This is a genomic window from Nocardiopsis suaedae, assembly GCF_027706745.1.
Lineage (GTDB): Bacteria > Actinomycetota > Actinomycetes > Streptosporangiales > Streptosporangiaceae > Nocardiopsis_A > Nocardiopsis_A suaedae.
Window position 1 is genome coordinate 1 of the sequence record NZ_JAQFWP010000016.1, and the last position, 13122, is coordinate 13122.

Below are 13122 nucleotides of genomic sequence, written 5' to 3' on the forward strand. Positions count from 1 at the left end.
ACGGTCCCACTTGCTGATACGCGCAGGGCCGCCCGGGAGGATTTCCCGGGCGGCCCTGCGCCGAGCGGTCGGCGGTTCGCCGCGGTGGTCCCGGCTAGAGCGTGTTGGCGAACTTCGCCGCCACGGGGCCCGCGACCGAGCCGCCGCCTCCGCCGCCCTCGACCACCACCGCGAAGGCGATGTCGCCCTTGTACCCCACCACCCAGGCGTGGGTGTCCAGCTCGTCGTCCTCACCGGAGGCGGTGCCGAACTCGGCCGAGCCGGTCTTGGCGTAGACCTCGCCCTCGAACCCGGAGCTCTTCGCGGTGCCGTCGGTGACGACCTCGCGCATCATCGGGCGGATCTGCTCGGCGTGCGCGATCGGCTTGGGCTCGGGCTTGTCCTCCAGGGCCGGCTCGGTCACCAGCGACGGGGACCGCCACGACCCGTCCGCGATGGCCGCGGGGACCGTCGCCATGTGCAGCGGCGTGGAGATGACCTGTCCCTGCCCGATGCTCTGCGCGGCCAGCAGGCCCTCGCCGTCCGGCTGCGGGAAGGACGGCTTGCGCGCCGGGATTCCGACGTTGAGCTCGGCGTTCATGCCGAACTCCTCGGCGGTGGCGGTGAGCTGCTTCCCGCTGAGGCGCTCCACCACCGACTGCACCAGCGCGGTGTTGCAGGAGGTCGCGAACGCCTCGCTCATCGTCTGGGCGCCGTAGGCGGCGTCCCCGGCGTTCTTGAAGCCCAGCGCATTCTTCGGGCAGTTCATCGGATCCGTGGTCGCCATGCCGTTCTCCAGCAGCGACTCGTAGGTGATGATCTTCAGCGAGGAGCCGGGGGCGTACTGCCCGTCGAAGGCGCGGTTCATCCCGGCGGCGTTGTTGGCGACGGCCAGCACCTCGCCGGTGGACGCGCGCACCGCCACCAGCGCCGTCGGCTTGCCCTGGGAGGTCACGGCCGCCGCGGCCGCGTCCTGCAGGCCCGGGTCGATGGCGGTGGTGACGTCCTGGCCGCCCTCGCCCTCGATGGTGGCCACGACGGGGGCGTCCGGGTCCTCGATCGCCTCCTGCTCCTTGCCGGCCTCGGCGATGCGGATGGAGGCGGACGACGCACCGGCCAGGCGCTCCTCGTACTGCTGCTGGATGCCGCCCTGGCCGACCGGGTCGCCCTCCTTGTACCCGGCGCCCAGCCGCTCCACGTCCTCTGCGGTGGCGGCGCCCACGGCACCGGTCAGCATCTTGATGGAGCCGGAGGCGTCGTCGGTGTCCAGCCGCGACCCGTCCGCGGCGAGGATCTTCCCGCGCTCCCCGAGCACGTTCGCGCGGACGAGCGTGGTGCCGTCCTTGAGCTCGGGGTGCACCGCCGAGGGGCCGAAGTCGACCTTCCACTCCCTGTCCTGCCGCACCAGCGGCAGCTCGCCGTCGTAGGACCAGTCGCCGACACCGCTCAGGGTGAGCGTGGCGGTGAAGGGCGCGGTGGCCGTTCCGCCGTCGCCCTCGGTGACCTCGCCCGTCTCCACGGAGGCCTTCTCGACGCCGAGGTCCTCGTCGATGCCGGTGAGCACCTTCTCGGCATCGCCGCCGGTGGTGAGCGCGGCCATGGCCGCGTAGTCGCGCTCGGCCCACGCGGTGGTGTACGCGTCGGCGGCGCCCTCGGGCCCCGCCCCCCGGCCGAGCACGAACCAGGCGGTGACGCCGCCACCGAGGACGACCGCGAGCACGCCCGCGGCGATGCCGATGATCAGGCCCTTGCGGGACCGCTTCTTCGGCCCCGGCACCGGGTCGTCGCCGAAGGGGCCGTTCGGGCCGCCAGGCCCGCCGGGGCCCCCTGGGCCCCCTGGGCCCCCAGGGGTGCCCGCGCCGCCGGAGGCGGCGGAGCCGCGCTGCCAGTCGGGGCCGCACGCGTCCGGGGCGCCGCCGGGCCCTGCGGCGCCGTCTGGGCCTCCAGCGGTACCGGAGGGGGCGGAGAAGGCGGAGGACCCGGCCGCCCCGGAGGCGGAGGAGAGGTCGGAGGGCACCGCGAAGGTCTGCGTGCCGGGACCGGGGTCGCCGCCTGCGGGCCCCCCGTCGGCGGGACCGCCCCCGTGCGCGTCGGCGGGGATCTCGTCGGACTCGGGGAACGGCGAGCGCTCGGTGTTCGGGAAGGCCGGGTTGGAGGTCTCGTCCAGGTAGGAGAGCCCTGCCGGAGCCGAACCGAATCCGCCGGGCGGGGTGGAGGGCCCCGGGCGGCCGTCCCCATGGCCGTCGGCCGACGCGGGGGCGCCGGGCATGCCGCCGGTGTCGGGGCCGTCCGGGGTGTCGAAGCGGTGGGCGATGGTCTCGGGCGGGTCCGAGGGCCCCGGCGGCACAGGCGTGCTCTCGGACGCGTAGGGGGCGCCCATGGGCGCGCCGGGGTAGGCCGGCGCGTCCGATTCCGGCATGCCGTAGCGCTCAGACCCGTAGGGATCCTGCCGCGGCCCGGACCCGGAGTCCTGGAGGTCGAACGCGGAGGCTCCCCAAGGGGCCTGCCGATCGGTCTCGGGGGCCGATCCGGGTGCCTGCGGCGGGCGGTCCTCGAAGGGGTTGTCCGCGGGGCTCTGCGGCGTCTGCCACGAGAACCCCTGGGCGTCGGCCGCATCGGCGCCCGCGGGGCCCGGCCGGTCGGTGCCGTCCGTCTGCCAGGGCAGGCCCTCGCCGGTGGGGATGGTCTGGTCGGCCGCCGACTCCTCGTGGGAGCCCGTGTTCCCGCTGGACCAGGCCGCGCTCCCACCGGACCAGGCCGCGCTGTCGCCGACCCCGGCGGTTCCCTGCGGGCTCTCGGGGTCGCCTGGCCCCTCTTCCGGCGCCTCAGACGGCTGAGGAGCGGGGGCGGCGGCCGCCTGGGGGGCAGCGGGCGTCCAGTCGGTGAACGGCCGTCCCTCGGCCGTCTGGGCCGTCTGGGACGACTGCGGTGTCTGCGGTCCCTGAGGGGCGTCCGGAGGCGACGGGGCCTCGGGGGCTTCCTGCCCGTTCTCCACGCCTCCCGCTGCCGGGCGCGAGTCCGGGCGCGCGGCAGCGTCCCCGGGCTCTCCGGACTGCGCAGCTCCGGCCGCTCCACCGTTCGCCGTCCCGGACGGGCGCGGCGGCGCCTTCCAGTCGATGCCTCCGCCGGGCGCTCCCGGCGTCCCCGAGGCCCCCGGCGCACCGCTCACCGGCGGGTACGGGCGCTCGGTGCCGGTGGGGGCGCCGGGCATCCCCGACCCCTCCCCTCCGGCGGATGCCGTCGGCAGAACATAGGGGTTGCGGGCCTGAGCGGGCTCCGCCTCCTCCTGTGCGCCGGCGGGCGGCGGGGGAGGGGCCGCTCCCTCACCGCTCTCCTGGTCGCGCCGGGGGAACGCGTCGTCGTCCTCTCCCGGTGTCCACCTGTCGTCCACGCCTGATTCGTCCTTCCCGGGGTGCGCCGCCCCCGCGCACGCAGGGGCACGGCTCGGCATCGGCGCCGAAGGGGGGAGCGGGCGGCGCCGGTTTCGCGGGCCGCGGGAGCCGACGGCTTCCCGCTCGCGCGATCCGGCCCGGCCGATCGCCTCGCCGTGTGTGTCTGAGCCATCAACGACGATAGCGGCCGGTGGAAGGGCCAGTGTCCGGGATTCGGGGCATGAGGCGCGCGGGTCTTGGCCGTCATCGGCCTCGGCGGCGTCAGGGCCCTCTCACGGCCGACGAGGGAGTCGGTCGGGGCACGGCGTCGGCCATCGGGGGAGCGCGGCCGAGGAGGCGCCCTGAGGCCGCACGGCATGGCGTGACCTATGCAACACGGCGGTGCCCTTGGACCTGTCTCCGTTCGGCTCACAGGGGCGCGCCCCGCTCTCCCCCCTGAGCGTGTCCCGTCCTTGCTGAACACGTCTCAGGGAGGGGGCCCAGACGCCTTCCGAACGGCGAAGAGCGGCGAACGGCCGCCGCCCCTGCCGTGCCGACCCGGCGGGGTCTGCGGCAGGGGCGGCGGCCGTGAGCCGAAACGATCCGGGCGTCCCGCCCCGGTCAGCCCTCGCCTCGGGCGATGCGGGTCATGGCGTCGCGCTCGCGCACCTTGACGCGCTTGCGCCCCTCGGCCTCGCCCAGGGACTCCTCGTGCGTCTCCAGGCGCTGCCACCCCTCGAACGTGGTGTAGGGCACACCCCGCTCCTCCAGCAGGCGCACGAAGGCCTCCGGCTCGGGCGCCTCGGCCTCGGGCAGCGACGACCGGTCCTCCACCAGGTTGGTGACGGTCTCCAGCGCGTCGCCCTTGGTGTGGCCGATGAGGCCGACCGGGCCGCGCTTGATCCACCCGGTGGCGTAGACGCCGGGCATGTGCCGCTCGTCCATGTCGAGCACCCGGCCGCCCGCGTTCGGGACGGTGCCGCGGTCCTCGTCGAAGGGCAGGTCGGCCAGCGGCGACCCGAGGTAGCCCACCGCGCGGTAGACGGCCTGCACCTCGTGGTCGATGAACTCGCCGGTGCCGCGGACGCCGCCGTCGCCGGTCAGCTCCATGCGCTCGGTGCGCAGGCCGGTGACGCGGTCCTCGCCGAGCACCTCGGCGGGGCGGTGCAGGAAGTGCAGGTGCAGGCGGCGCGGCTCGCCGCGCGGGTCCCGGATGGCCCAGTTCTGCAGCACCTTGACATTGGTCTTGACCTGGTTGGACTCCTCGGCGGCGGCGACGGAGGCGTCGCACATCTCGAAGTCCTCGGGGTAGACGATCACCTCGACGCCGGGCTGCTTGTCCAGCTCGCGCAGCTCCATGGGGGTGAACTTGGCCTGGGCGATGCCGCGCCGGGCGAAGACGTGCACGTCGGTGACGCCCTTGGCGCGCAGGCCCTGGTGCACGTTGTCGGTGATGTCGGTGGCCAGCAGGTCGTCGGCGTCCTTGGCGAGGATGCGGGCGACGTCGACCGCGACGTTCCCCGCGCCGATGACGGCGATGCTGGACCCCTCCACCTTCCACTGCGGCGAGACGTCGGGGTGGCTGTCGTACCAGAACACGAAGTCCGCGGCGCCGTGGCTGCCGGGCAGGTCGATGCCGGGGACGTCCAGGGGGCGGTCGCGGTCGGAGCCGGTGGCGAAGATGACGGCGTCGTAGTGCCGGTGCAGGTCCTCCAGCTTGAGGTCGATCCCGTAGGCGATGTTGCCCAGGAAGCGGACCTGCGGCTTGTCGAGGATCTTGTGCAGGGCCGACTGGATCTGCTTGATGCGGGGGTGGTCGGGGGCGACGCCGTAGCGGACCAGGCCGTAGGGCGCGGGCAGCCGGTCGAGCACGTCGATGCTGACCTCGACCCCGGCCGCGGCGAGGGTCTCGTCCTTGGTGAGCAGGTCCGCCGCGTAGATCCCCGCGGGGCCGGCCCCCACGATTCCCACGCGCAGTGGTCGCGTCATCTCTTCCTTCTCCGTTCGTCGCGCCGGGTCGTCCGCGGTCCCGCCGGGCGCGCGGGCCGCCGTCCACGCCCCCAGGGCGCGGTAAATCAGGCGAGGCTAACCTAATTTATAGGAGGGATCGGTTTCCTATAAACCCTATCTCCAAGATAGGCATTGCCCTCTCCGGTCCGCCGCTCGGGGCCCACCGACCGGAGCGGGGGGTGTCGGCGCACGTCAACGGCGCCCCTGAAAGACAGAACGCGCCGAAGGGGTGGGACTCAGCCCGAAACGACTGTGGGGTACCTCACCGCAACCGCGCGCGAAGAACGCTGGTCCGCAGCGGCCGACAGCGGCCATAGGCGGATCAGGAACGCCTCCCGACCGCCGAGCATACGCGCCGCCCTCAGGAAGCCCTCGCAGCGCGGGTCGGGATGGCGGCGCAGCAGTCGCACGCAGTCCTCGGCGACCGCCCGCCGGTGGCGGGCCCGAACCTCGGCGGCGTACCGGCCCGAGCCCCCGGCCAGGCGGATCCGCACCGCGCTGCCGTTGACGCCGCCCCGCACCGAGATCTGTCCGTGCAGCAGCAGCGATCCCAGCGCGCGCTCCTCCCAGGGCCCACCCTCCTCGGCGTCCTCGGGGGCCTCAGGGCCCTCGGCGCCGGGTGCGTCGGAGCGCGGTGGGCCGTCCCACTCCTCGACGGTCACGCCGACCGGGACGCGCCCCTGCAGGGTGCGCAGCTCCATGTGGTCGACCCCGCAGGCGAGCAGCTCCCCGCCCGGCGGGGCGGGGGTTCCGGACGGGTCGGGCCGGGCGCCCTGGCCGTAGATCCGGAACACGCCGTCCTCGGGCAGGACAGGGAAGAGCGAACGGCTCAACCGGGCCACCTTCGATCCACCTCCGCGCTCACGCGTGCAACCGCCGCACCGGCCGCACGGTGCGGCCGGGCCCGCTGCGACCGGAAGAGCGAGGGGACCGGTCATCTGGGGCCACACTCTAGACCGGAGCGGTCGGGTGCGGGGGTGGAATGGACGAATCGCTCGGCTGCCGCCCCGCGTCCGGGCCGCGGTGCGCCCTGCGGCCTCAGCCCCGCCGTCCGAGCCGCAGGCGGTCCTTCAGGGCAGGGCGGCTCGCCGGACCCGTGTGCGCGCCCTCCTGCTCCTGGAGTTCGGCCTTGACCGTGGCCGCGAAGCGGGGCACCTGCTCCTGCCCGGACAGGCGCTGGATCGCGGCCATGATCGCGTCGGTGGCCGCGCGCCGCGAACGCGCCTTCGCCGCCTCGCCCTCCCACGGGGACAGGTCGACCGGCGCGCCGAAACGCATGCCGACCCTGCGCAGCACGGGCACGGTGCGGCCGTGCGGCAGGATGCGGTCGGTGCCGTACAGCGCGACCGGCACCACCGGGGCGCCCGACGACAGCGCGAGCCACGCCAGGCCCGTCTGGCCGCGGTACAGACGCCCGTCCGGGGAGCGCGTGCCCTCCGGGAAGATGCCGAACACGCTCCCTTCGCGGAGCACGTTGAGGCTGTTCTCCATCGCCTCCTGCGAGCTCTGTCCCGGCTTGCGGTCCACCGAGAGCTGGCCGATGGCGCGCAGCGCGCGCGTGAAGGCGCGCTGGGCCGCGTTGCCGTCGGCGAACAGCTCCTCCTTCGCGATGAAGACCACCGGCCGGGGGACCACGACCCCGATGAACAGCGGGTCGATGTTGGACAGGTGGTTGGAGGCCAGGATGACCGGACCCCGTGCGGGGATGTGGTCGACCCCTTCGGCCTCGATCGGCCACAGGGTCCGTGCGGCGGGGGCGATGACCGCCTTGGCGGCCCCGTACATCGACACTCGGGTGTCCCCCTCTTCGTGTGTGGGTGCGGGCGGGAACGGCAGGTGTCCGGGCCGGTCGGCGCCGATACGGACGATATGGAACCTTAACGGCGCGGCGGGGAGGCGTGTGCACCGGGCGGCGGCCGGGCGCAGGTCGGGGGGGCGGGCGCCGCCGCGCCCCGAGACCATGGCGGGATCACCGGGCGCCCCGCGGCGCCGGGCGCTAGTGTTGGTCTAGACCTGTGAGGCGGGCGGGGCGGCCCGGGGTAGGGAGCGGTCACGACCCGGCCGGGCCGCACCGGCCGCAGACCGAGGGAAGAGGGCGTACATGGGACGGTTCGTCGACGTCAGCCACCAGATCACCCACGATATGACCACCTACCCCGGGCTCCCGGGTCCGCAGATCGAGGACCACGTCACCTTCGACGCCTCGCAGCGCAGCTACGCCCCGGGGACCGAGTTCAGCATCACCCGCATCTCCATGGTCGCCAACACCGGCACCTACATCGACATGCCCGCCCACCGCTACCGGGACGGAGCCGACCTGGCCGACCTGGAGCTGGAGAAGGTCGCCGACGTGCCGGGCACGGTCGTCGACGCGTCCGCGCGCGAGGTCGGCCCCGAGGCCTTCGACGACGTCCCGGTGAAGGGCCGGGCGGTGCTCATCCGCACCGGCTGGGACCGCCACTGGCGCACCGAGAAGTACGGCGACCCCGAGCACCCGTTCCTGACCGAGGAGGGGGCGCGGCTGCTGGTCGAACAGGGCGCCCGCATGGTCGGCATCGACTCGGTCAACATCGACGACACCTCCGAAGCGGCCCAGGGGGCCCGCCCGGCCCACTCGGTGCTGCTGGCCAAGGGCGTTCCGGTGGTGGAGCACATGTGCATGCTCAACCGCCTCCCGGCGGACGGCTTCCGCTTCTTCGCGGTCCCGGCCAAGGTCCGCGGCATGGGCACCTTCCCGGTGCGGGCGTTCGCCATCATCGACGACTAGCGGGCTCGGCGGCGCGCATTCGGGGACGCGTCCGGGGAGGCCGCGCTAGAGATCGGCGTCGGCCTCCTCGCGCGCGCGGCGGTGCTCGCGCTGGGCGCGGCGCTCCTGCTCCTGTTCGGCGGAGCGCTCGTCCTCGGCCACGGCGGTGCGCATGGACGACGAGAGCATGCGCAGCTCCATGTTGATGCGCGGATAGTCGACCAGCCGGGGCAGCGCGCCCAGGCGCGGGGTGCGCCGCTCGCGCATCGCGGCCATCAGCTCGTTGAACGCCAGGTCCAGCCGTTGCAGGGTGATCTGCGAGGCCGTCGGCGGATTCTCCAGGGCGAGTGTGGACAGTGCGAGGTAGCCCGCGCGCTGGGCGGCCACCACCACCGGCCACAAGGGCTGTGTCGTGGTCGCGCGGGGGACGTCCCCGATGGCGCTGTCGTAGACGCCGCGCAGGCCGATCAGTGCGGCGCGCAGGTCGCGGCGGAGCTCGTAGCGGCGCTCGGGCGTGATGCGCACGTCCGGGTCGAGCACGGCCAGCACCGAGGCGCGGGTCTGGTCGAGCACGTCGACGATCATCTGGGGCAGGCGCGACGCCGACGCCTTCCGCCACAGCAGCACCGACCCCAGCATCCCGGCCACCGCGCCGAGGACGGTGTCGAAGACCCGGGCCTGCGCCAGCTCGTCCACCGGGTAGGGGGCGGCCGTGTGCGCCAGCAGCAGGGCCATGGGGGTGAGCAGGATGCTGGCGTAGAAGAAGTTGCGCGCCACCACGAGCTGCGTCAGCCCCTGGAAGAGGGCGGCCAGGGCGATGACGACCGGCAGGGACGGGTCGAGCAGCAGGATGGCGAACGCGATGACGACGCCGATCAGGGTTCCCAGAGCGCGCTGCATGCCGCGGTTCACCGTCAGCACGACGTTGCCCGCCTGCAGCACGGAGGTGGCGGTGATGGAGACCCAGTAGAACCGGTCGAAGCCCATGATCAGGGCGGCCAGGCCGACCACGGCGACCGTGATGCCCATGCGCAGCGCGGTCGGGACGATCAGCGAGTCCTTGTCGAGGCTGGAGCGCAGCAGGCTGTGCAGCGGCGGGTGGCGCTGGTCGTAGAGCTCCAGGCCGCGGCTGTCGTCCTCGTGAGTGGGCTTGCGCGCCGCCTGGGCGGCGCGCGCGAGGCGTGAGTACAGGCGCGATTCCAGGGAGCGCGGGCGCAGGCCCTTGCGCACCTCGTCGAGGTCGGAGGGGGAGGGGCAGAGGTCCGGCTTGCCGACGGCGTCGGCGATCCGGTCGGCGAAGCGCGCGGCCTCCCCGGGGAGGGGGTCGGTGCGGGCCAGGCAGACGTCGGTGGCGGCGAGGTGGATGTCGGAGACCCAGCGCAGCAGCGCGCGCAGGCGGGCGGCCTGGGCGGTGTCCCGGTAGCCGCGGGTCTGCCCCAGCAGGACGATGCGCCAGGCCTCGGCGACGGCGAGGGAGGCCTCGTGCTGGACGTGGTCGAGCTCGCGCGTTCCCACGGCCCGCAGTAGCGCGGCGAGCTGCCGGAAGGCGTCGGCCACGGCGCGGTTCTCGGGGTGGCGGCTGCGGACGGGGGCGCCGGCCATGGACACGGCCCAGCCGACGGCGGCGCCGAGCGCGGCGACCCCGGCGTGCAGGGGCACCTCGGCGAGCCCGCCGGGGGCGATCGTCGAGATGGCGCACACCAGGACGAAGAAGAGCGGTCCCGGCTTGTCGACCCGCAGGGCCTGGCAGAGCCAGGTGGCGACGCCGGCGACGGCGCCGATCGCCACGGCGGAGGCGTAGGCGTTGAGGGAGGCCAGGGAGCCGACGGCGACGGCGGCGACGAACCCGAGCCCCACCGTGCCCAGGGCGACGGCCCGGTAGGCGTAGGGGGTGTTCTTCTCGTAGAGGACGGTCATCGACCCGAGGGCGGCGAGCGTGCCGACCTGGGGCCCCAGAAGGAGGGCCGCGAGGGCGAAGGACGAGGACATCGCGATGGCGGCCTTGGCCGCCGTCGTCCAGGCCCAGCCGCCCGAGGCGAACCCGAAGAGGGCGGTGAGGTCGACCCGCGGCCGCGGGCGCGCCGACACCTGGGCGCGCATCCGGGCGGGGGGATTCCAGTCGGGGCCGCCGGCCTCCGACGTCGGATCGGCCGTGTCGCTGCCCGAAGTCCCCTGGTCCGTCACGCCCCCAATGTTAAGAGCGATCCGGGGGCGATTCGCGTGCGGACGGCGCGGTGCGGTCGCAATACGGGGGCGCCGGGGCAGGGGAAGGCGGGCGGTGCGTGCGGTTCACCGCCTTCGGGAGCCGCTTGAAGGCGGCCATGACAGCCCAGGTGAAGCGCCCCTTCAGCGGAGGATGCGCGCCACCGGCCGCGGAGCGGGAGGCGGGATGGACGACGAGGCACGGACCACGCCCACGGGTGACCGGTACCGCACTCCAGAAGCGTTCACCGGTCGGGGATGATGAAGTCCATCGGAGCCTCAGGCGAGATCGGCGTGGCGCGATTCGGCGATATGTGTCAGGAAGGCATTCAGCCCCTCGTCGGAGTCGAATACTCCGTCCCGGCCAGATCGTCGGCTGATTCGACAGGGCGGATGCCCTGCCGCTCGGCCAGCTCCTCCAGCGAAGGCCGACCACGGGTGGGGCCCCCGTTCCGGCCTTCAGCGTTGTTCACCGTCATGGGCGCCTCCTTCCCCGCCAGTATTGGCACCATGCCCCATGGCATGCGGCTGCTTTCGGATCATGGGGGCATGCGCCGGTCCGGCGCGGTACGGCGGAGGGGGCCGGTCAGCCCGTCGGTGCGGGGAACCACTTGAACCCTGCTCTGCCTTCTAGCGCCTCTCCGCGTGGTCGCCGGTCCGTTCGCGTAGTCGGCGTAGTTCGGCCATCGCCTCGTCGAGTTGGGCCTCCGCACGTTCTGCGCGGTGCGCGGCCTGGGACCGGGCGTCCTCCATGGCCTCCAACCGCTCTTCGGCGGAGCGTTTGGCCTCGGCCAGCGCCTCTGCCGCAGTCCGGCGCTGCTCTTCCAATTCGCCCCGGGAACGTTCGCGCTCCTCGTCAAGCCGGGCCCTGAGCCCCTCCGCCGTCGCGGCCGCGCGCTCCCGCTCCGCTCCGAGGTGCTGCTCCAGGTCCGCGGCCCTGGCCTTCGCGGCGGCGGCGTCGGCGTCGGCCTGCTCCCGCGCCCGTGTCGCAGTGCCGAGTTCCTCCTCGGCGCGCCGCCGCGCCTCCTCGGAACGGTCACGCTCCTCGGCGACCCGGGACGTCTCCGCGCGCGTTTCCTCCACGCGCCGTGCCGCCTCCTGCTCGGCCGCCGACACGCGGCGGGCGGCGTCGTCCTCGGCTTCACCGACCCGTCGGTGCGCCTCCTCCTGCGCCTCCTGGACCTGCCGCCGTGCCTCGGCCCTGGCGGAGTCGAGTTCCTCGCGTGCCGCGTCGCGCTCGCGCACGGCGGTGTCGCGTTCCCGCACGGCCGACTCCCGCTCCTCCACGGCCGCCTCGCGCTCCGCCTCCGCGGCGCGCGCCTCCTCCTGGGCCTCCTCCCGCCGGTGCAGGGCGGTGTCGGCCATCCTCTCCGCCGCACCGGCGGCCGCGACGGCCGAGGCCGCGGCCTCGTCGGCGCGGACCCGGTCCCGTTCGGCCTCGCGCCTGCGGTTCTCGGCTTCGAGGCGGGCGGCGTCGGCTTCGGCGACGCGCCGGTCGGCGTGCAACCGGGCCGCCTCGACCTGGGCCTCCGCGGTCGCGGGGTCGGTCATCGTGCGGAAGGCGTCGGTGGCCGACGCCAGGGTCGACGACAACTGCTCGGCCTGGACGGCGAAGCGGCGCAGCAGGTCGTCCGCGCGGAGGCGGGCGTCGCTCACGGGGGTGGCCTGCGGCGGAGGGGACCCGGAGGCGAGGGCGGCCGGCTGCGCGCCCGCCGGGAGGGAGGACGCCTGCCCGTCCTCGGCGGCCTCCAGCGCGCGTTCCTCCTCCTGCTGCATGCGCTGGCGCTCCTTCCAGGCGCGCCACCGCGTGTGCTCGGGCAGGTCGCAGTACTGGGCGGGGCGCCCGGGTGAGCTGCTGCGCGGGACCGGCCGGTCGCATCCGGGGAAGTTGCAGGTGTTCGCGTCGTCGGCCACCCGACGAGCCTAACGGCTCGCCGGGCGGGGCACGGTGCCCGCGGGCGCGCGGCGCGCAAGGCCGCGGAGAGCTCTGCGGAGAGCTCTGCGGAGAGCTCTGCGGAGAGCCGTGGAGAGCGCGGAGGGCGCCGTGCGGCCGGGGCGGCGCGGTTCAGTCCGGCGAGTCAGTCCGGCGAGCCGGTGAGCGTGCGCAGGTACTCCGGCAGCGGCGCCCCCGGCGCCATCGCCGCGTCCGGCTCCGGGGCCCCGTACACCTCGGTCACCGGCACCACGCCCGCCCAATGCGGCAGGTCCACATCCTCGGGCTCGTCATTGACCCCGCCTGTGCGCACCTTCGCCGACACCTCCCGCAGCTCCAGGCGCAGCACCGCCGTCTGCGCCAGCTCCTTGGCGTCGGCCGGCCTGCAGTCGGCCGAGCGCCCGGGCACCACGGCGTCGACGATCGCGTCGAGCGCCGACCGCTGCTCGGCCTCGTCGCTCACCCGGTACGCGGTGCCGCGCACGACCACCGAGCGGTAGTTGATCGAGTGGTGCATGCCCGAGCGCGCCAGCACCAGCCCGTCGGTCAGCGTCACCGTCGCGCACACCTCCAGGCCGCCGCCCCGCGCCATCCGCATGGCCGCGGCGCCCGTGGAGCCGTGCAGGTACAGCACGCCGCCGACGCGGGCGTACAGGGTCGGCAGCACCACCGGCGCCCCGTCGGCGACGAACCCCAGGTGGCAGAGGCGCCCCTCGTCGAGGACCGCGTGCACGGTCGGCGCGTCGTACCGGATCCGGTCGCGGTTGCGCGTGGCCCGGGTGCGGGGCGTCGGTGAGTAGGCGGGGGCGTCGTCCATGGGGCCACCTTTGCATGGTTCAAAGCTATTTATGTACTAGTGCTTATTTCTACCATGGGGCCCC

At 74.4% G+C, this 13122-nt stretch carries 8 protein-coding genes; 1 reads left to right on the forward strand and 7 read right to left on the reverse strand.

Annotated elements, in window-relative coordinates; translation table 11 throughout:
- Positions 1 to 94: 94 nt before the first annotated feature.
- The 4 genes from O4U47_RS10805 to O4U47_RS10820 all read right to left on the reverse strand — a co-directional run bounded on the left by O4U47_RS10805 (position 95) and on the right by O4U47_RS10820 (position 7151).
- Positions 95 to 3370, reverse strand: a complete 3276-nt coding sequence (locus tag O4U47_RS10805; protein ID WP_270677654.1) for a penicillin-binding transpeptidase domain-containing protein — start codon at positions 3368 to 3370, stop codon at positions 95 to 97.
- 601 nt (positions 3371 to 3971) lie between these two features.
- Entirely contained in the window at positions 3972 to 5321 is a 1350-nt protein-coding gene (locus O4U47_RS10810; RefSeq protein WP_270677740.1) for an FAD-dependent oxidoreductase, read from the reverse strand.
- Positions 5322 to 5596: 275 nt separating this feature from the next.
- On the reverse strand, positions 5597 to 6202 hold the full coding sequence (locus tag O4U47_RS10815; RefSeq protein WP_270677655.1) for a hypothetical protein: 606 nt from the start codon (positions 6200 to 6202) through the stop codon (positions 5597 to 5599).
- A gap of 196 nt (positions 6203 to 6398) precedes the next feature.
- Positions 6399 to 7151, reverse strand: a complete 753-nt coding sequence (locus tag O4U47_RS10820) for a lysophospholipid acyltransferase family protein (RefSeq protein ID WP_270677656.1) — start codon at positions 7149 to 7151, stop codon at positions 6399 to 6401.
- 310 nt (positions 7152 to 7461) lie between these two features.
- On the opposite strand from O4U47_RS10820, the gene O4U47_RS10825 reads away from it, so the two are divergent.
- The gene (locus tag O4U47_RS10825) at positions 7462 to 8127 is read left to right on the forward strand and encodes a cyclase family protein (RefSeq protein ID WP_270677657.1); all 666 of its coding nucleotides are present in this window, start codon (positions 7462 to 7464) and stop codon (positions 8125 to 8127) included.
- Between the two features lie 45 nt (positions 8128 to 8172).
- Here O4U47_RS10825 and O4U47_RS10830 read toward each other — a convergent pair whose 3' ends face one another.
- The 3 genes from O4U47_RS10830 to O4U47_RS10840 form a co-directional block, all read right to left on the reverse strand.
- Positions 8173 to 10206: an FUSC family protein gene (locus O4U47_RS10830; protein WP_270677741.1), complete on the reverse strand. Its 2034-nt coding sequence runs from the start codon at positions 10204 to 10206 to the stop codon at positions 8173 to 8175.
- A 732-nt stretch (positions 10207 to 10938) separates the two neighbouring features.
- Positions 10939 to 12222 (reverse strand): coiled-coil domain-containing protein, encoded by a 1284-nt coding sequence (locus tag O4U47_RS10835; RefSeq protein WP_270677658.1) that lies wholly within the window; start codon positions 12220 to 12222, stop codon positions 10939 to 10941.
- Positions 12223 to 12386: 164 nt separating this feature from the next.
- Positions 12387 to 13058, reverse strand: coding sequence for a pyridoxamine 5'-phosphate oxidase family protein (locus tag O4U47_RS10840; RefSeq protein WP_270677659.1), 672 nt, complete (start codon positions 13056 to 13058; stop codon positions 12387 to 12389).
- Positions 13059 to 13122 lie beyond the last annotated feature (64 nt).

Excerpts from the sequence above, each read along its gene's own strand:
- O4U47_RS10825 (WP_270677657.1), top strand. The coding sequence starts at position 7,462 with ATGGGACGGTTCGTCGACGTCAGCCACCAGATCACCCACGATATGACC.
- O4U47_RS10830 (WP_270677741.1), bottom strand. The coding sequence starts at position 10,206 with ATGCGCGCCCAGGTGTCGGCGCGCCCGCGGCCGCGGGTCGACCTCACC.
- O4U47_RS10840 (WP_270677659.1), bottom strand. The coding sequence starts at position 13,058 with ATGGACGACGCCCCCGCCTACTCACCGACGCCCCGCACCCGGGCCACG.